The sequence below is a fragment of the Promicromonospora sp. NPDC050262 genome (assembly GCF_040655935.1).
Taxonomy (GTDB): domain Bacteria; phylum Actinomycetota; class Actinomycetes; order Actinomycetales; family Cellulomonadaceae; genus Promicromonospora.
In genome coordinates, this window is record NZ_JBFAKX010000012.1 from 136,026 (window position 1) to 152,554 (window position 16,529).

The 16,529-nt window shown below is 75.1% G+C and carries 12 protein-coding genes and 1 riboswitch; of the genes, 7 read left to right on the forward strand and 5 right to left on the reverse strand.

Translation table 11 applies throughout. From position 1 onward, the window contains the following. Nucleotides 1-22: 22 nt before the first annotated feature. A riboswitch (TPP riboswitch) is annotated at nt 23-120 on the forward strand. The 3 genes from thiM to thiD all read left to right on the forward strand — a co-directional run bounded on the left by thiM (nt 110) and on the right by thiD (nt 2,639). Further along, the gene (gene thiM / locus AB0I29_RS18650; RefSeq protein ID WP_357484176.1) at nt 110-949 is read left to right on the forward strand and encodes a hydroxyethylthiazole kinase; all 840 of its coding nucleotides are present in this window, start codon (nt 110-112) and stop codon (nt 947-949) included. (Overlaps the previous riboswitch by 11 nt.) Then, on the forward strand, nt 946-1,650 hold the full coding sequence (gene thiE, locus AB0I29_RS18655) for a thiamine phosphate synthase (RefSeq protein WP_357484179.1): 705 nt from the start codon (nt 946-948) through the stop codon (nt 1,648-1,650). The genes thiM and thiE overlap by 4 nt, the downstream gene beginning before the upstream one ends. Before the next feature lie 122 nt (nt 1,651-1,772). Then, nucleotides 1,773-2,639 carry a bifunctional hydroxymethylpyrimidine kinase/phosphomethylpyrimidine kinase gene (gene thiD / locus AB0I29_RS18660; RefSeq protein ID WP_357484296.1) on the forward strand — a complete coding sequence of 289 codons (867 nt, stop codon included), beginning with the start codon at nt 1,773-1,775 and terminating at the stop codon, nt 2,637-2,639. A gap of 113 nt (nt 2,640-2,752) precedes the next feature. Here the strand turns inward: thiD and dxr are convergent, their stop codons facing one another. Then, the gene (gene dxr, locus AB0I29_RS18665) at nt 2,753-3,922 is read right to left on the reverse strand and encodes a 1-deoxy-D-xylulose-5-phosphate reductoisomerase (RefSeq protein WP_357484182.1); all 1,170 of its coding nucleotides are present in this window, start codon (nt 3,920-3,922) and stop codon (nt 2,753-2,755) included. A 37-nt stretch (nt 3,923-3,959) separates the two neighbouring features. Then, the gene (locus tag AB0I29_RS18670) at nt 3,960-5,756 is read right to left on the reverse strand and encodes a RyR domain-containing protein (RefSeq protein WP_357484185.1); all 1,797 of its coding nucleotides are present in this window, start codon (nt 5,754-5,756) and stop codon (nt 3,960-3,962) included. A 153-nt stretch (nt 5,757-5,909) separates the two neighbouring features. On the opposite strand from AB0I29_RS18670, the gene AB0I29_RS18675 reads away from it, so the two are divergent. Next, entirely contained in the window at nt 5,910-8,927 is a 3,018-nt protein-coding gene (locus AB0I29_RS18675) for a toll/interleukin-1 receptor domain-containing protein (RefSeq protein ID WP_357484188.1), read from the forward strand. An 85-nt stretch (nt 8,928-9,012) separates the two neighbouring features. Here the strand turns inward: AB0I29_RS18675 and AB0I29_RS18680 are convergent, their stop codons facing one another. Next, a complete protein-coding gene (locus tag AB0I29_RS18680) occupies nt 9,013-9,687 on the reverse strand; it encodes a hypothetical protein (protein WP_357484191.1) in 675 nt (224 codons plus the stop codon). 127 nt (nt 9,688-9,814) lie between these two features. Here AB0I29_RS18680 and AB0I29_RS18685 point away from each other — a divergent pair, with 127 nt between their 5' ends. After that, a complete protein-coding gene (locus AB0I29_RS18685) occupies nt 9,815-11,965 on the forward strand; it encodes an SNF2-related protein (protein WP_357484194.1) in 2,151 nt (716 codons plus the stop codon). Between the two features lie 43 nt (nt 11,966-12,008). Next, nucleotides 12,009-13,283 (forward strand): DUF418 domain-containing protein, encoded by a 1,275-nt coding sequence (locus AB0I29_RS18690; RefSeq protein WP_357484197.1) that lies wholly within the window; start codon nt 12,009-12,011, stop codon nt 13,281-13,283. Between the two features lie 25 nt (nt 13,284-13,308). Here the strand turns inward: AB0I29_RS18690 and AB0I29_RS18695 are convergent, their stop codons facing one another. After that, the gene (locus tag AB0I29_RS18695; protein WP_285105083.1) at nt 13,309-13,581 is read right to left on the reverse strand and encodes a thrombospondin type 3 repeat-containing protein; all 273 of its coding nucleotides are present in this window, start codon (nt 13,579-13,581) and stop codon (nt 13,309-13,311) included. Nucleotides 13,582-13,779: 198 nt separating this feature from the next. On the opposite strand from AB0I29_RS18695, the gene AB0I29_RS18700 reads away from it, so the two are divergent. Then, a complete protein-coding gene (locus AB0I29_RS18700; protein WP_357484201.1) occupies nt 13,780-15,159 on the forward strand; it encodes a hypothetical protein in 1,380 nt (459 codons plus the stop codon). 29 nt (nt 15,160-15,188) lie between these two features. Here AB0I29_RS18700 and AB0I29_RS18705 read toward each other — a convergent pair whose 3' ends face one another. Then, nucleotides 15,189-16,475, reverse strand: coding sequence for an MFS transporter (locus AB0I29_RS18705; RefSeq protein WP_357484204.1), 1,287 nt, complete (start codon nt 16,473-16,475; stop codon nt 15,189-15,191). Nucleotides 16,476-16,529: the final 54 nt, after the last annotated feature.

The window sequence follows — 16,529 nt, forward strand, 5'->3', positions numbered from 1 at the left end:
ACCAGGCGTATAAGGTCGGCACCCATATGGCGCGGGGCGCCGGGCAGCAGCCCGGCTGAGATGCACCCGTGGAACCTGATCTAGGTAGTGCTAGCGAAGGGAACGCCTCATGGGCTCCGTCCTGCCCGACGCCGTCGCGTCGGTCGTCACCGCGGTGCGTGCCACCGCACCCCTGGTGCACTGCGTCACCAACGTCGTGGTCACCAACTTCACGGCCAACGTGCTGCTCGCCGCCGGCGCGGCACCGGCCATGGTCGCCGACCCCGAGGAGGCACCGGTCCTGGCCGGCGTCGCCGGCGGCCTGCTGATCAACCTCGGCACCGTCGAGGGCGGCCAGGCCGACGGCATGCGCGCCGCCGTCGACGGCGCCACCGCCGCGGGCGTGCCCTGGGTGCTCGACCCCGTGGCCATCGGCGCGCTGCCGCTGCGCACCCGTCTCGCGGCCGAGCTCTTCGCGCGTGGCCCCGCCGTCGTCCGCGGCAACGCGTCCGAGATCCAGGCGCTCGCCGGCGGCGCCGGCGGCCGCGGCGTCGACTCCCTCGACACGCCCGACGGCGTGCGGGACGTCGCGCTCCGCCTGGCCCGGTCCTCCGGCGCCGTGATCGCCGTCAGCGGCGCGTCCGACCTGATCACCGACGGCGAGCGGGTGGTGCGCGTCCAGGCGGGCACGTCCCTGATGACGCGCGTGACCGGCGTCGGGTGCTCGCTCGGCGCGCTGGTCGCCGCGTGCGCCGCCGTCACCGAGGACCGCCTGCTCGCCGCGACCGCCGCGACGGCCTGGCTGTGTGTCGCCGCCGACCGCACCACGTCGACCACGCCCGGCAGCTTCGCCGTCGAGCTGGTCGACCGCGTGTTCGACGTCGACGCCGAGGCCGTCGGTCTCGGCGCCGGCCTCGTGGACGAGCCCGCCACCGCGGCCGGGCACGAGCCCGCGCGAGCCGAGGCATGAGCGCCCGGATCCGCCTCGACCCGTCCGTCTACCTCGTCACCGACACCCAGCAGTGCGGCGGCCCCGCCGGGGTCGTCGCCACCGTGGGCGCGGCGGTCGACGGCGGCGTGACCGCCGTCCAGCTCCGGGACCCGGGCGCCACCACCCGCGAGCTGGTGGACCTCGGACGCGCCCTGGTCGCCCTGCTGCGGCCGCTGGGGGTACCGCTCGTGGTCGACGACCGGGTCGACGTGGCGCTCGCGGTCGACGCCGACGGCGCCCACGTGGGCCAGCGTGACCTCGACCCCGTCTCGGCGCGACGGCTGCTCGGCCCGGAGCGGCACCTCGGGCTGAGCGTCAGCACGCCGGACGAGGCGCGGGCCGTCGCCGAGCTGCCGCCCGGCACCGTCGACCTGCTCGGCGTGGGCCCGGTGCGGCCCACCATGACCAAGACCGACGCCCGGCCGGCGATCGGGTTCGCGCGGCTGAGCGTCGTCACGGCCGCCGCGTCGCTGCCGTGCGTGGCGATCGGCGGGCTGCGGGCGGACGACGTCGCCGCGCTGCACGGCGCCGGTGCGGCCGGCAGCGCCGTCGTCTCCGCCGTCTGCGGCAGGCCGGACCCGGCCGGGGCGGCCCGGGAGATCGCGCTGGCCTGGGCGACGGCGCGGGCCGAGGGTCGCTCCGGCGCGCGCTCGCGCGCCACGACGGGTCGCGCCTCGTGAGCGCGCCCGCACGGGACGCGGCGCAGGTCGCCGACGTCGCCCGCCCCACCGAGGCGCGTCCCGCCGCAGCCGCCGCTCGCGACGACGCCGCCCCGCGCGTCCGCCCGCCCGGCCACCCCGTCGTGGCGCTGACGATCGCGGGGTCGGACCCGTCCGGCGGCGCCGGGATCCAGGCCGACCTGAAGACGTTCGCGGCGCTCGGCGGCTACGGCTGCGCGGTACTGACGGGTCTGACGGCGCAGTCCACGACCGGGGTGACCCGGGTGCACCCGGTGCCCGCCGACATGGTTCGCGCGCAGCTCGACACGCTGTTCGCCGACGTCGCCGTGGACGCGGTCAAGATCGGCATGACCACGGACGCCGCCGTCGCCCGGGCGGTCGCCGCGGTTCTGCGCGACCTGCGGGCCGCGGGACGCGCGCCGTTCGTGGTGCTCGACCCGGTGATGGTCGCGACGTCGGGCGACCGGCTGCTCGCGCCCGACGCCGAGGCGGTGCTCCGCGACGAGCTGCTCCCCCTGGCCGACCTGGTGACGCCGAACCTGCCCGAGGCCGCCGTGCTGCTGGGCACCGAGCCGGCCCGGGACGGCGGCGAGGCGGCCGACCAGGCGCGGGCGCTGCGGGCGCTCGGCACGGGGTTCGCCCTGGTCAAGGGCGGGCACCTCGACTCGGCGGAGTCCGTCGACCACCTCGCGGGCCCCGGTGTGGGCGGGGACGGCATCGGCGGGGACGGCGTCGTCGCCCTGGTCGCACCCCGGATCCCGACGCGGAACACCCACGGCACGGGCTGCACGCTCAGCTCGGCCTGCGCCGTCCTGCGCCCCGTGCACGACGGGTGGGAGCCCGCCGTCCGGGCCGCCAAGGAGTACCTGACCGGGGCCCTGCGCGCAGCGGACGACCTCGTCGTGGGCGGAACGGGGACGGCGTCGGGCTCGTGGCAGGGTCACGGCCCGGTCGACCACGGCTTCGCGACCCGCGCACCGGCGATCTGACTCGCCCGACCAGCCGACTGACTCGCCCGCCGGAGGATGCCGAGTCAGTCGGCTGGTCCGACCAACCGACTGACTCGGCCAAACCAACCCGGTGAGTCAGCCAGGTGGGCCGGCTATGCCGACTTGAGGATCTCCGCCGCCCGGGCCCGGGCCCAGGCGTCGGCCTCGAGCACGCCCTCGACCGACCCCGCGTCGCCGGCCTCGGTCGAAGCGTGCGCCTCCACCACGGCGGCCACGGTGTCGACGATGTCGAGGAACCCGATGGTGCCGTCGTGGAAGGCGTCCACGCACACCTCGTTCGCGGCGTTGTAGACGGCGGGGTACGTCCCGCCGGCCTCGCCCACCTGCCGCGCCAGGCGGACGGCGGGGAAGGCGTCGTCGTCCAGGGGCAGGAACTCCCAGCTCGCGGCCTGCGTCCAGTCGATGCCGACGTCGACGTCGGGCAGCCGGTCCGGCCACGACAGGCCGAGCGCGATCGGCACGAGCATCCGCGGCGGCCCGGCCTGCGCGATGGTGGAGCCGTCGACGAACTCGACCATGGAGTGGATCATCTGCTGCGGGTGCACCACCACGTCGATGGCGCTGAACGGCAGGTCGAACTGCAGGTGCGCCTCGATGACCTCCAGACCCTTGTTGACCAGGGTCGCGGAGTTGGTGGTGACCACGCGGCCCATCGCGAAGTTGGGGTGCCGCAGGGCCTGGGCGGGCGTCACGTCGCGCAGCTCGGCCCGCGAGCGGCCGCGGAACGGCCCGCCGCTCGCGGTCACCACGAGCTTGCGGACCTCGGCGGGGGTGCCCGAGCGCAGCGACTGCGCGATCGCGGAGTGCTCCGAGTCGACCGGCACGATCTGGCCCTCGTGCCGCACGGCGGCCTTGACCAGCGCGCCGCCCACCACGAGCGACTCCTTGTTCGCGAGCGCCAGCGTCGAGCCGGCGCCCAGCGCGGCGAGGGTGGGGCGCAGCCCGACGGAGCCGGTGATGCCGTTGAGCACCACGTCGCTCCCCCGGCCGGCCAGCTCGGTGGCGGCCTCGGGTCCGGCGAGCACCTCGACGCCGTCGGCGCCGGCCTCGCTCAGCAGGGTGGTCAGCGCGGGGCGCGCGGCGGCGTCGGCCACCGCGACGGCGCGGACGCCGAGCGTGGCCGACTGCCGGGCGAGCAGGGGTAGGTCCGAGCCGCCCGCGGACAGCGCGTCGACACGGAACCGGTCGGGGTTGCGCCCGATGACGTCGACGGCCTGCGTGCCGATGGAACCGGTGGAGCCGAGAAGGGTGACGCTTCGCATGGCCCCATCCTGTCAGCCCTGGCAGGCCCGGCCGACGTCAGCCCTCGCCCGGCTGCTCCGCACGGCCCCGGCCGAACATCCGCCAGCCCCGGACCACGCCCCGCGGGTCGGGTACGGGGGCGTCCGCGGCCTCCCAGCCGGCGTCGTCGTCGAGCGGGACCACCCGCAGGCCGAAGTCGGCCAGGATCACCGGGATGGCGCGGATCGCGGCGCGGTCCTTCTCCCGGTCGGGCTCGGAGAGGTCGGCCCAGGGCCGCAGGTCGGGGTGCAGGCGGCGGGCGTCGTCGCGCTCGGGCCCGTAGGTCCAGCCGGCGGCGACCTTCTCGGCCATCCAGCGGTCGTGCTCGTCCACGGCCCGTGCGTCCACCACCGGCTCCGGGATCCGGCCGTGCTCGGCGTCGCCCGCCGGGACGACGGTGCAGCCCATCTGCCGCAACCGGTCGGGGATGGCGCGCACCTGCGCGCGGTTGGCGGCCCGCAGGTCCTCGGACAGCTCGGACCAGGAGACCATCGCGGGCGTGCTCTGCCACGCCACACCGCGGGCGCGCTGGTTGCGCAGGTAGGTGAGGTGGGCGGACACGGCCATCAGGTCGTAGACGTCGTCGTGCACCAGGGCGCCGGGCGCTGTGGCCCGGCGCAGGAGCGTCCCGGGCTCGACGATGTCGAGGCGGCCGGCCAGGTCGTCGAGGATGGCGCCGTCGTGGGCGCCGAAGAGCCCGCCCAGCCCGGCGAGCCGGTTGAGGCGGAGCACGACGGCGCCCTCGCTCGCGCGCCAGAGGTCGCTGTCGTGCAGCGCCTCCCGGAGCGCGTCACCGTCGTCGTCGTGGCACACGTAGACGCGCTGGGGGCTGCCGACCGCGCGGACCTCGGCGAACGTGTCCACGGGGACGAGCCTGCATGCCGCTCGCACGCTGGGCCAGCGGGCGCGCAGCGCCTCGGCGGCCTCCCACGCGCCGGGCCCGACCAGGGTCACGGTGAGCGGTTCGCCGCCGTTGGCGATCTCGACGCTGCGCAGGCGCGCGAACGCCACGACCAGCGCCCGGCCGAACGTGCCGTGCCCGACGACGGAGATGTGCGGCGCGACGCCCCGCGCGAGGACCCGGTCGCGCCGGACCAGGGAGCGGGCGACGAGCTCGCCCAGCGTGAAGAAGTCCACGCCCGGCTGCGGGTGGCTCAGGTGCCGGGCCTGCAGGGCGAGCGCGAGCTCCGGATCGCTGACGTGGGCGTTCAGGCGCAGGCCGGGCAGGTCGGCGGCCCGGTCCGCGCGGTTGGCCACGGCCACGGTGAGCACGTTGACGCCGGGCTCGTCGTCCTCGGCCTCGCAGGCGTAGAGGACGGCGGCGCCGGACATGCCCGCGTTGCGCAGGGACTCGGCGTCGCCGGTCGCGGTGCGGGCGACGACGGCGCCGCGGGCCGCGAGCGCCTCGGCGATGAGGTCCGCCACGGGTGTGCGGCCGACGACGATCGCGTGCCCCCGCATCCGGCGGGTGCGCATGAGCACGAACTGGTCGGCGAACAGCGACCGCACCGCCTCGAAGACGGCGTAGCCGGTGGCGACCGGGGCGAGGAAGCGGGCGGCCTGGAGCTGCCAGGGCAGGTCGCCGCCCTGGTTCGTGGCCTCGGCGCCGAGCACGAAGAGCTGGACGGAGTAGTAGACGAGGTCCCAGGCGCTGGTGCCCCACTCGAAGTCGGGCGAGGTGCGGTAGAGCCAGAAGCCCCACAGGCCCAGGCCGAACGCGACGCCGAACAGCGCCGTGAAGCCGGCGCGGACCCAGGACCGGCGCACGCGCAGGCGCCGTGGCCCGTCGCGGGGGACGACCAGCTCAGGAGCCATCTCAGACCTTCCTCGTCGGATCGCACGATCCATTCCTAACCGTGCATTTCACCACGAAGGTGACTACCGTCATGACCTGCGGCGACACTACACACCAGGGGTATGTTTCTCCCGGTCCGCACACATTCGCCGAGGAAAGGCTGCGGGAGCAGGATGACCGACCGGATTGTCCGCTCCCTGCTCACGACCAACCGTGCGCACGCGGCGCCACGGACCGACGGGTACGACGCCTTCCTGTCGTACAGCCGGGACTCCGACGGCGAGTTCGCCCCCGAGTTCCACGCGCAGCTCCTCGACTTCGACAAGCGCGACGGCGTGCCGGACCTGAACGTCTTCCTGGACCGGACCGGCCTGGCGAACAACCCGAGCCTGTGGGACGCGATCGAGCGCAAGCTCGAACGGTCCGACTACCTGATCCTGTTCGCCTCGGAGGGCGCCGCCAGCTCGAAGTACGTGGCCAAGGAGGTCGCCTGGTGGCTCGACCACCGCGGCCCGGAGACCCTGCTGGTGGCGCTGACCAGCGGCAAGATCGTCTGGGACCAGACGGCGAACGAGATCGACGCGATCAGCACCACGGCGCTGCCGGCCCCGCTGGTCGAGCGGATCGACCACGAGCCCAAGTGGACCGACCTGACGAGGCTGCGCCAGCGCCGGCGCTGGCGGCACCACCAGGACCTGGCGGGGGTGCTCGCGGAGCTGGTCGCCCCGCTGCGCGGCCCCGACGTCAGCACCGAGGAGATCCTCAGCGCCCACATCGCCCGGCAGAGCTCGGCCGGGATGCGCAACCGCCTGGTGAACATGGCCCTGGGGGTCATGCTCGCCCTGTCCGTCGGTGCGTTCGCGTTCGCGGAGCGAGAGGCGGACCGCGCGAACGACGCGGTGAACGCCAACGCCGCCCACCTCCTGGGCGCGACGTCGCACGTGGTGCAGCAGGACGATCCCGCCACGGCGCAGCTCCTGGCGGTCGAGGCGGTGCGGCGGCTGCGGGACGGGCAGACGAGGACGGCGCTGTTCAACGCGGTGACGGCCAACGAGCCGGCCGACCCCTACCTGCTGCGCACCGTCGACGTGCCCGAGGAGACCGGGCTGGCGGACGTCGCGCCGACCGGCACCGGCGTCGTCGGCCGGACCGAGACCGGCGACCTGGTGCGCTGGAACCCCGACGACGGTGCCCCCACGGTGCTGCGCGGCGACCGTACCCCCTTCGGCACGGTGAGCGGGTCCTGGGGCGGGTCCGGGCGCACCGGCCCCGTCGTGGCCGGCAGCGCCGACGGCTCGGTGGTCGCCGCGGTCGACGACCTGGGCGTGACCGTGGGCCGGTTCGGGCCGCTGCCCGCCGGGAGCACCAGCCGGCAGACGCACCTCGACCTGCCGGGCACGACGGCGGTGGCCGTCACGCCCGACGGCGGCACCCTGCTCATCGCGTGGCAGGACGCCGCGACGGGACGGAACCGGATCGGCAGCGTCAACCTGGCCGGGCGCGACCTCGCCGTCCTGGAGTCCGACGACGGTCCCCGGCGCCCGCACGAGCAGCGGCTGGCGTTCCGCACCAAGGCGGAGACGGACCTGGCGGTCACCTCCCTCGCCGTCGGCTCCAGCCGCACCCTCGCCGTGGCCGACGCGACTGCCGGGACCCTGGAGATCCGCAGCCTCGACTCCCTGGAGCTGACCGGAGCCGGGCCCGTGGAGCTGCCCGAGGGCGGCGTGCCGTCGCCGTCCCTCCGGGACTGGGCGACGCTGAGCTCCGACGGCGACGCCACCACCGTGACCCTGCACCACTGGGCGGACGGCTCCGTGCGGACGGCGGACTGCCCGGTCCCGCGCGTCTGGTCGAACCCCGAGGTGGTGGCGATCGACGACGCCACCACGCGTGCGCTGGTCGCCACGGACGACGGGCTGGTGGCGTGCGAGATCGGCGCCGGTACCGACGTGCACCGCACCTGGCACCTGTCGGGCGTCCGACGGCCCGGGTCGCCCGTCCTGGTCGGGGTCGACCGGGTCGCGGCGGCGTCGGACGGCCGGATCGCGCTGTGGAGCACCGCCGACACCCACGGGGACGTGCCCCTGCCGAGCGCGGCGGGCGCGGCGGCGGGCGCGGCGCACCCCGGTGGGCCGACCGCCGTCCTGGCCACGTACCGGGCCGGGCCCACGCAGCCGGCCAGCACCGCGGCGTCCTGGTCGGACGGCACCGTCATGATCCACGGCCTCGGCACGGTGGACCTACCTGCGGGCAGCCCGGACGCCGGGCGCCCGCTGCTGCCGGTCTGGCTCGACGAGAGCAGGCTCCTGCTCGTGACCCCCGACGGCGACGCCTACCGGACCCAGGGCGGCACGACCGCAGGGTACGAGGCCGGGTTCCGCGACCTCGTCGCGCCGGGCCTGGACGGGGGCGCCCCGGCCTGCGCCACGATCGTGAGCGCCCAGCGCACGCGGGACGACATCGTGCTGGTCGATGCGTGCTCCGGGCTGCACCTGCTCGACGTCGGGCTCCAGGAGCGGGCGCTGTACGTGCCCGGGCCGATCGGCAGCACGCCGCGGCTCGCGTCCCAGTGGACGGAACCCGGCCGCGTGGCGGTCGCCGACGACGGGAGCAGCGTCGCCGTCGCACCCCGTGACTTCTCGCTCCGGGTGGCCGACCTGGAGGCCGCGGCCCGGGGCGAGAGCGACGTCTGGACGGTGCGCGGCAGCAGCGTGGACCAGGTGCACGTGATCGGCGAGCGCAGCAGCCCCGAGGACACCGCGCTGCCCGAGCAGCTCGTCACGCTGGGTCTGGACTCGAAGGTGCGCCTGCGTACGGTCTCCGGGCCGGGCGACCCCGAGAGCCTCGACCTCATCGGCACCTACGGCGACGTGCTGGCGGTGCTGCCCGGGCCGGACCTCGTGGCCCGCGACCAGGGCTCGGCGCTGGCGTTCTTCGACATCGGCACCGGCCAGAAGGTCGGTGCGCTCGCGACCCGCCTCTACGCGCCGGGCGGCACCGTCGCGCCGAGCGACGTGTACGCCGGCGACGGCCAGCTCCTGGTGGTCCAGGACCACGGCGTCACCACGGGATGGACCTTCTCGGACGACCAGATGATCACCCGGGCCTGCGCCATGGCGGGCCGCGCGCCGACGGCGGCGGACATGCCGGAGGGCGTGACCCTCACGGACACCCCGGCCTGCACCCCCTGAGTCCAAAAAGTTGAGTGCTGGATATTCGCCCGTCTGGCACACAGAAAAGGGCGAATATCCAGCACTCAACGAAGCGGGGTCCGGGTCAGGACTCCAGGCGCTTGGCCTCCGTCTCGGCCTCGTCGGCCTCGTCGTCTCGGCCCTCCTTGCGCAGCGCGCTCGTGAGCGAACGCATCGAGGTGGCGGCGTCGGACTTGGCGAGGTCGGACGACGTCCCGCGCAGCTTGGCCCAGAGGCCCATCGCCTCCTCGGCGACCTCCAGCACCTGCGAGCGCTCCTTGCCGCCGAGCGCCGACGTCGTCACCGTCTCCAGCGCGTGCTCCAGGGCGACCCGCTGCTTGCCCGGGTCGTCGTCGTCCAGGCTCTTGAAGAGGCCCACGGCCTCGCCGACGAGTGCCGAGGTCGACTTCTCCTGGTCCTTGGCCGCCGCCTGGCTGCCGAACGACAGCAGCGCCACGGCCAGCCGCGACACCGTGCTGCCGGCCTCGCCGGGCAGCTTCTCCGCGCCCGAGGCCACCAGCTGGTGCAGCCGGGCAGCCGCGCGCGTCTCGATGTTGTCCGCGCGCTCCGGCGCGCCGTCCGGCCCCGGCGCGGCGGCCGGCTCCGCCCCGGCGACCGGAGCCGGGCTCGCGGGCGGCTGCGGGCTCGCGTCACGCTCCGCGACGTCCGACGCCGCCTGCGGCGACGTCCCCGGTGCCGGCTCCCCTGTCGCGGCGGCCTGCGCCACCTCTGCCTGCTCCGGCAGTGCGTCCGTGCTCACTCGTTCCTCCTGTTTTTGGTGCGACGAAACTACCAGAATGGGTGTTCGGTCCGGTATGTAAGAAACGTCGCTCCGCCGCGCGCGTCGGGGCCCTCGGGACGACCCGCACGCAGTACCGTCGTCGGCCATGAAGACCTGGTCCCGCGGTGACGCCCGCGACCTGCTCGAGCACGCCGGAACCCGCCACGACCTGGGCTCCCGTACCCTCAGCCAGCGCCGCGGCGCCCCTGCACGCGTGCGCGCGGCCTACCGCGCGGCACGCGACGCGCGCGTGCTGGACGAGCTGTCCGAGGTGCCCCTCGACCGGATCCGCGAGGTGGGCACGGGCCGCCTGCGCCTCGGCCCCGTGGAGCAGGCGGGGTTCCGCACCGTCGGCCAGGTGCGGGCGGCCGCCCCGGAGGAGCTCACGGCGATCCCGGGCGTCGGTGCCCGCACGGCGGAGGCGCTGCGCGAGGCGGCCCAGCAGGTCTTCAGCGCCGTGGACGCCGGGCTCGCCTTCCGGCTGGACCACGCCCCCGCCGACCCGCTCGCCACGCGCCTGGTGCGCGCGCTGTACGACCACCTGCACGTCCAGCGCTTCTTCGAGACCTGGCAGGACCGGCTCGACGTCGACGTGCGGGAGCTCGCCCGCCTGGCCGAGGCGGGTGCGCTGCGCGCCACGTTCGTGCGGCGGTTCTTCGCCGGCCGCGCGCGCACCGACCGCGCCGACGCCGCGCTGACCGACCTGCGCACGCTGGCCGACGACCTCGACGCTTCGGGGATCACCGACGACCTGCGCCGGCTGGACGAGGTGCTGACCGGCACGTCCGACGCCGACGTCTGGAGCGACTACGAGGCGCGGGCCGCCGCCTACATCACGGCGCTGGGCGACCTGGTCGACCTCGGCATCGATGTGGCCGCCGCCGAGGGCTTCCTGCCCGAGGACGTCGTGGGCGAGGTCGCGGCGCAGGACCTGGACACCTCGCTGCTGACGGTCTCGCTGCGCAGCTACCAGGCGTTCGGCGCCCGGTACGCGCTCGCCCAGCGGCGCACGATCCTCGGCGACGAGATGGGCCTGGGCAAGACCGTCCAGGCCATCGCGGTGATGGCCCACCTCGCCGCGAAGGGGGGCACGCACTTCCTCGTGGTGTGTCCGGCGAGCGTCGCGGCCAACTGGGCCCGCGAGGTCGCGGCGCACTCGAAGCTCTCGGTCCGTGTGCTGCACGGCGACGACCGCGAGGCGGGCATCAAGGAGTGGGCGGCCGACGGCGGCGTCGGCGTCGCCACCTTCCCCCAGCTCGGCCACCTGCGGGCCGGCGACCTGCCGCGCCCCGCCCTGCTGGTGGTGGACGAGGCGCACTACGTGAAGAACCCGGAGGCGCAGCGCTCCGAGCGCACGGCGGACTGGGCCCGCGCGGCCGAGCGCGTGCTGTTCATGTCGGGCACGCCCATGGAGAACACCGTGGACGAGTTCCGCAGCCTGGTGGGCTACCTCAAGCCCGAGGTCGCCGACGACATCGACCCGGCGGCGGGCCTCGCGGGCGCCGCGGCCTTCCGCCGGTCGGTCGCGACGGTGTACCTGCGGCGCAACCAGGAGGACGTGCTCACCGAGCTGCCCGAGCTGGTCCAGGTGGACGAGTGGGAGCGGTTCGGCAAGCACGACGGCGCCGCCTACCGCCACGCCGTGCTCAAGCGCTCGTTCGCGGACATGCGCCGGGCCGCGTTCGTCGAGGCCCCCGAGCCGACGGCCAAGCTGGTCCGGCTTCGCGAGATCGTCGACGAGGCGGTGGAGAACAAGCGCAAGGTGGTGGTCTTCTCCTACTTCCGCGACGTCATCGAGCGGGTGCTCGCCGAGCTGGGCCCGCTCGCCGTCGGACCCATCACCGGATCCGTGCCGGCGGCCCGCCGCCAGGAGCTGGTCGACGAGTTCACGCAGGCGGCGGAGCCCAGGGTGCTGGTGAGCCAGATCGAGGCCGGCGGCGTGGGGCTCAACATCCAGGCCGCGTCCGTGGTGATCCTGTGCGAGCCCCAGGTCAAGCCGACGGTGGAGGCGCAGGCCATCGCCCGCGCGCACCGGATGGGCCAGGTCCGTACCGTGCAGGTGCACCGGCTGCTCATCGAGGACAGCGTGGACGAGCGGCTCCTGGACATCCTCGGCACCAAGGCCGAGCTGTTCGCGGAGTACGCCGGGCGCGCCACCGTGGCCGCGACGCCCGGGGCGCCGGACGTCGCCGACGCGGAGGTGGCGCGCCGGATCGTCGAGGAGGAGCGGGCCCGGCTGGGCGAGCCCGCGGCCTAGCGCTTTCCTCGCGGACCAGGCCCCGGGCTGCTGAGATGGGTGCATGACGACCGCAGCCCTCACCCGAGGACCAGTCCAGGCCGCCGAACGTTCGCCCGCACCCGATCTGGCGCGGGGCTTCATGCTCCTGCTCATCGCCGTCGCGAACACGCCGTACTACCTGTGGGGCAGCACGATGAGCGCGGGTGCGTCGCACCCGGTGGACGGGTCGCCGGTCGACAAGGTGGCCGACTTCCTGATCATCGTCCTCGTGGACCTGCGGACCTACCCCATGTTCGCGTTCCTGTTCGGTTACGGGATGATGCAGCTCTACAACCGGCAGGTGGCCTCGGGCACCCCGGAGCGAGCGGCCCGCAAGCTCCTCCAGCGGCGCAACTGGCTGCTGCTCGCGTTCGGGTTCGTGCACGCGGCGCTGCTCTGGATGGGCGACGTGCTCGGGGCCTACGGCCTGGCGGGCCTCCTCATGGTGTGGCTGTTCTTCCAGGTCAAGGACCGCACGCTGCTCGTGTGGACGTCGGTGTTCGGCGTCCTGCTGACCGTCGGCACGGCCTTCGCCGTGGTCGGTGCCTGGTTCGTGGCGCAGCTTCCCGCGGACGACCCGACGGCTCGCAGCATCGCCGCCGACCTCGCGCCGTCGAGCGAGTCGATGGCCACGACGTCGTACCTCGACTCGATCGGCGAGCGGCTGACCTACTGGACGCTCGGGACATTCCTCCAGGGCCTGCTCGTCCTGGTGGTCCCGATGATGCTCCTGCTCGCGTTCTGGGCCGGACGCCGCCGCATCCTGGAGCACCCGGGCGAGCACCTGACCCTGCTGCGGCGGGTCGCCGTCATCGGCATCACCGTCGGCTGGCTCGGGCCGCTGCCCTCCGCGCTCGACCACGTGGGCGCCATCGACGTGCCCGACCACGCCGCGTGGGTGTTCTACCCGGTCCAGTTCCTCACCGGGTTCTTCGGCGGGCTGGGCTACGTCGCGTTGTTCGGCCTGATCGGGCACCGCGTCGCCCAGCGGCGGACCGGGACGCCGTCGCGCAACCTCTTCCTCACCGACGGGCCGTTCGCGGGTGCCGTGCAGGCAGTCGGCAAGCGGTCGCTGACGTCCTACCTGCTGCAGTCCGTGCTGTGCGCGCCGGTCCTGGCCGCGTGGGGCCTCGGGCTGGGCCAGTACCTGACCTCGTGGAGCATGCTGCTGTTCGCCGTGGTCGTGTGGGGGCTCACGGTCGCGTTCGCCGTCTGGCAGGAGCGCACGGGCCGCCGCGGCCCGGCCGAGGTGCTGCTGCGCCGGCTGGTCTACGGCCGCCCGGCCGCGGCCCGGTAGAGGTGCGCCGGGCCGGCGGCGGGGGTCAGGCCGGGAACGAGTCCACGGGCTCGTCGACGCCGTCGCCGTCGGTGTCCACCGAGATCGTCGACGTGCCGCCGGCGGTCTCCACCACGACGTCGGGCACGCCGTCGCCGTCCGTGTCGTGCAGCTCGACGTCGGGCACGCCGTCGCCGTCGTAGTCCTCGTACTGGGCGTCCACCACGCCGTCGCCGTCGGTGTCTGCGACCTCGACGTCCGGGATGCCGTCGCCGTCGAGGTCGTACTTGCCGGGCTTGTCGGCCAGGAACTCGGACACGTCGTTCTCCTTGCTGGTCTGGGGTCACCGCCGTTCCGGTGCCACCGCTGGGTGCTCCTCCGATCATGCCTCACGCGGGCGGTGTCCCGGGCGCCCGGCGGGCGCGGGACACCCCCGCCGCCGGACAGGTTTCCGATCGACCGAGATTTCACCCGTTTCCCCTCGCGGGTGAAATAGTCCTTCGCCTACATTCAGCACATGCTGATCCAGGTACGCAGTCCCCGACGCCGCGCCGCGCTCCTGGCGGCCACCACCTGCGCCCTCCTGATCGTCTCGGGCACGGCCGTCGCCGCCGTCACCCCGGGTACCGGGTCCGGGGGCGACGCCGCCCGCGCGTGGTCCGTCGACCTCGCCGACGTCGGCGCGGACGACGCCGGGGTGCGCACCTCCGGCGAGGGGCTGCGGCTCGACACGGCGGGCTCGGCCGGGGCGGCGGGCGGCGCCGCGGACGCCGGGAGCGGAGCGACGGACGCCGGGAGCGGAGCCGCGGACGCGGCGGACGCCGAAGGCACGACGAGCGTCGAGTCCGGCGCCGGTCCCGGCTCGACCGCGGACCGCGAGGCGTCCGGCCAGCTCGTCGCCGAGCCGGTGGAGCTCGACTCCCCCGCGAGCGGCGTCGCCGCCGACGTCGACGCGACGGCCCCGGCCGGCACCTCCGTGCTGGTCGACGTCCGGGGCCGGTACGCCGACGAGGGTCCCGACTCCTGGACCGAGTGGGTCCCGGCCGGCACACCGCTGCCGGTGGCAGCGCGGACCGTGCAGGCCCGCGTCACGCTCGTGGGCGACGGCAACGCCAGCCCGGTCGTGCGGGAGGTGACGCTCACGCCCCAGACCCCGCGGTCCCGCTCCCTCCAGGAGGTCGAGGCCCGGCCGACGTCGGGCGAGCGGGCGTACACCGTGTACGCGACCCGCGAGGGCCTCGTGGGCGGCACCACCGCCAACGGGCACGTCATCACGTCGCGCGACCACTTCGTCGCCCTGCCGTCCCGGCGCGGGCTGTCGTCGAACAACTCGGGCAGCTACTCGGTGCGGGTCTGCGCCGCGAGCACGGACCGCTGCGCGTACGCCCCGGTGTGGGACGTCGGCCCGTGGAACACCACCGACGACCACTGGAACGCGGCCGGCACGCGCCAGTCCTGGGCGGACCTGCCGCAGGGCAAGCCGCAGGCGCAGGCCGCCTACCAGGACGGCTACAACGGCGGGCTCGACGGCTTCGGTCGCCGGGTGGCCAACCCGGCCGGGATCGACCTCGCGGACGGCACGTTCTGGGACGGCCTGGGGCTGACCGACAACGCCTGGACCACCGTCACCTACCTGTGGACCGGCTCCGGCCCCAAGGGCGTCGTGCGCACCAGCGGCGGGCCGCTCACGGTCCGTTCCGGGCCCGGCACCGGCAACGCCGCCGTCGGGCAGGCCGGGAACCACGCGAACGTCGTGATCGAGTGCACCGCCACCGGAACCACGGTGACCGGCTACTACGGCACCTCCGACGTGTGGAACCGGATCGGGCCGGGCAACTGGATCTCGGACGCGTACGTCAACACGGGTTCGAGCGGCCCGGTGGCCCCGGCCTGCTGACCAAGCCCCCGACGTGTGGCGGTGGGCGGTCAGGCGCGGCGGACCGAGACCGCCAGGCCCACCGCCGCCACGCCGACCACCCCGGCCGCCAGCAGCGGCACCGCCGCCACCCCGGACCCCGCCACCACGAACGAGGCGAGCGCCGCCCCGACGGCGATCCCGCCGTTGAACAGCACCGGGATCAGTGCCCCCGCGAACGAGCGGCGCTCCGGCCCGGCCAGCCGCAGGATCAGCGTCTGCGCGAACGGCGGCATGGCGCCCGAGACCACGCCCCACGCGACGACGACGGCGATCCCGACCACGGGGCCGGCGTCCACGGCCCCGAGACCGAGCACCGTCAGCGCGGTCGCGGCCACGCTGACCACGAGCGCCGGGCCGCTCCGGTCGCCGAGCCGGCCCGCCAGCGCGACGCCGATCGCCGACGCGAGCCCGAACACCAGCAGCAGGGTGCTCATCCCGCCCGGCAGCGACTGCGCGGGTGCCTCGGCCAGCCGGGTGATGTACGTGTACGCGCCGTAGTGGCCCACCAGGACCAGCGCGACCAGGCCGGTCACGGTCAGCAGTCGCGCCGTTCCGCGCCGCGGCGCGGCGACGGCGCCCACCCCGCCCCCCGCTCCGGCGATGGCCGGACCGTCCGGGCCGGCCGCCCGGGCCACGACCAGTCGGACCGCGACCGCGGCCAGCAGGCTCAGGGCGGCGAGGGCCCAGAACGCGGCGCGCCAGCCTGCGGCGTCGGCCACGAGCCGGGCCAGCGGCGTGCCCACCACCATCCCGAGGGTCGCCCCGCCGAGCACGACGGCGATGGCCCGGCCCAGCAGGCGGTCGGTGACCAGGTCGGCCACGTGCGCGTTGGTCGTCGCCCACAGCAGGCCGACGGCGGCCGCACCCAGCACCCGCGCGCCGACCGCCACCTGGAACGTCGGGGCGAGCGCCGTGAGCGCGGACGACAGCCCGAGCACGGCCAGTCCCCCGGCGATCACCGCGCGGCGGTCCCACCGGCGCGTGAGCCGCACCAGCGGAAAGCTCAGCACCACGACGACGGCCGCCCACATCGAGACGAGCAGGCCGGTGCTGGACTCCGCGACGCCGAGTCCGGTGCTCATCTGCTGGAGCACCGCCGTGGGCAGCATCTCGGCGGTGACCATGAACAGCGTGCCCGCGCCGAGCACCAGCAGCGACGGCCAGGGCAGTCCGTCGGCGGGCGGTGCGGGGGTGGCCGAGCTCGGCGACGGGGTGGCCGGCGGAGTCGCCGGAAGGTTCGCCGGAACGGTGTCGGTGCTGGTCCGGGCGGCTGGGGTGGTGCCTGTCGTGTCCATGCCAGCCACGCTAAGGTTTGACACTGGTGTCAATGTCAAGGCCTTGCCCGGAGG

Bases quoted from the DNA above. Each gene is read 5' to 3' on its own strand.
- thiM (WP_357484176.1), top strand. From the start codon at position 110: ATGGGCTCCGTCCTGCCCGACGCCGTCGCGTCGGTCGTCACCGCGGTG.
- thiE (WP_357484179.1), top strand. From the start codon at position 946: ATGAGCGCCCGGATCCGCCTCGACCCGTCCGTCTACCTCGTCACCGAC.
- dxr (WP_357484182.1), bottom strand. From the start codon at position 3,922: ATGCGAAGCGTCACCCTTCTCGGCTCCACCGGTTCCATCGGCACGCAG.
- AB0I29_RS18670 (WP_357484185.1), bottom strand. From the start codon at position 5,756: ATGGCTCCTGAGCTGGTCGTCCCCCGCGACGGGCCACGGCGCCTGCGC.
- AB0I29_RS18675 (WP_357484188.1), top strand. From the start codon at position 5,910: ATGACCGACCGGATTGTCCGCTCCCTGCTCACGACCAACCGTGCGCAC.
- AB0I29_RS18685 (WP_357484194.1), top strand. From the start codon at position 9,815: ATGAAGACCTGGTCCCGCGGTGACGCCCGCGACCTGCTCGAGCACGCC.
- AB0I29_RS18690 (WP_357484197.1), top strand. From the start codon at position 12,009: ATGACGACCGCAGCCCTCACCCGAGGACCAGTCCAGGCCGCCGAACGT.
- AB0I29_RS18700 (WP_357484201.1), top strand. From the start codon at position 13,780: ATGCTGATCCAGGTACGCAGTCCCCGACGCCGCGCCGCGCTCCTGGCG.
- AB0I29_RS18705 (WP_357484204.1), bottom strand. From the start codon at position 16,475: ATGGACACGACAGGCACCACCCCAGCCGCCCGGACCAGCACCGACACC.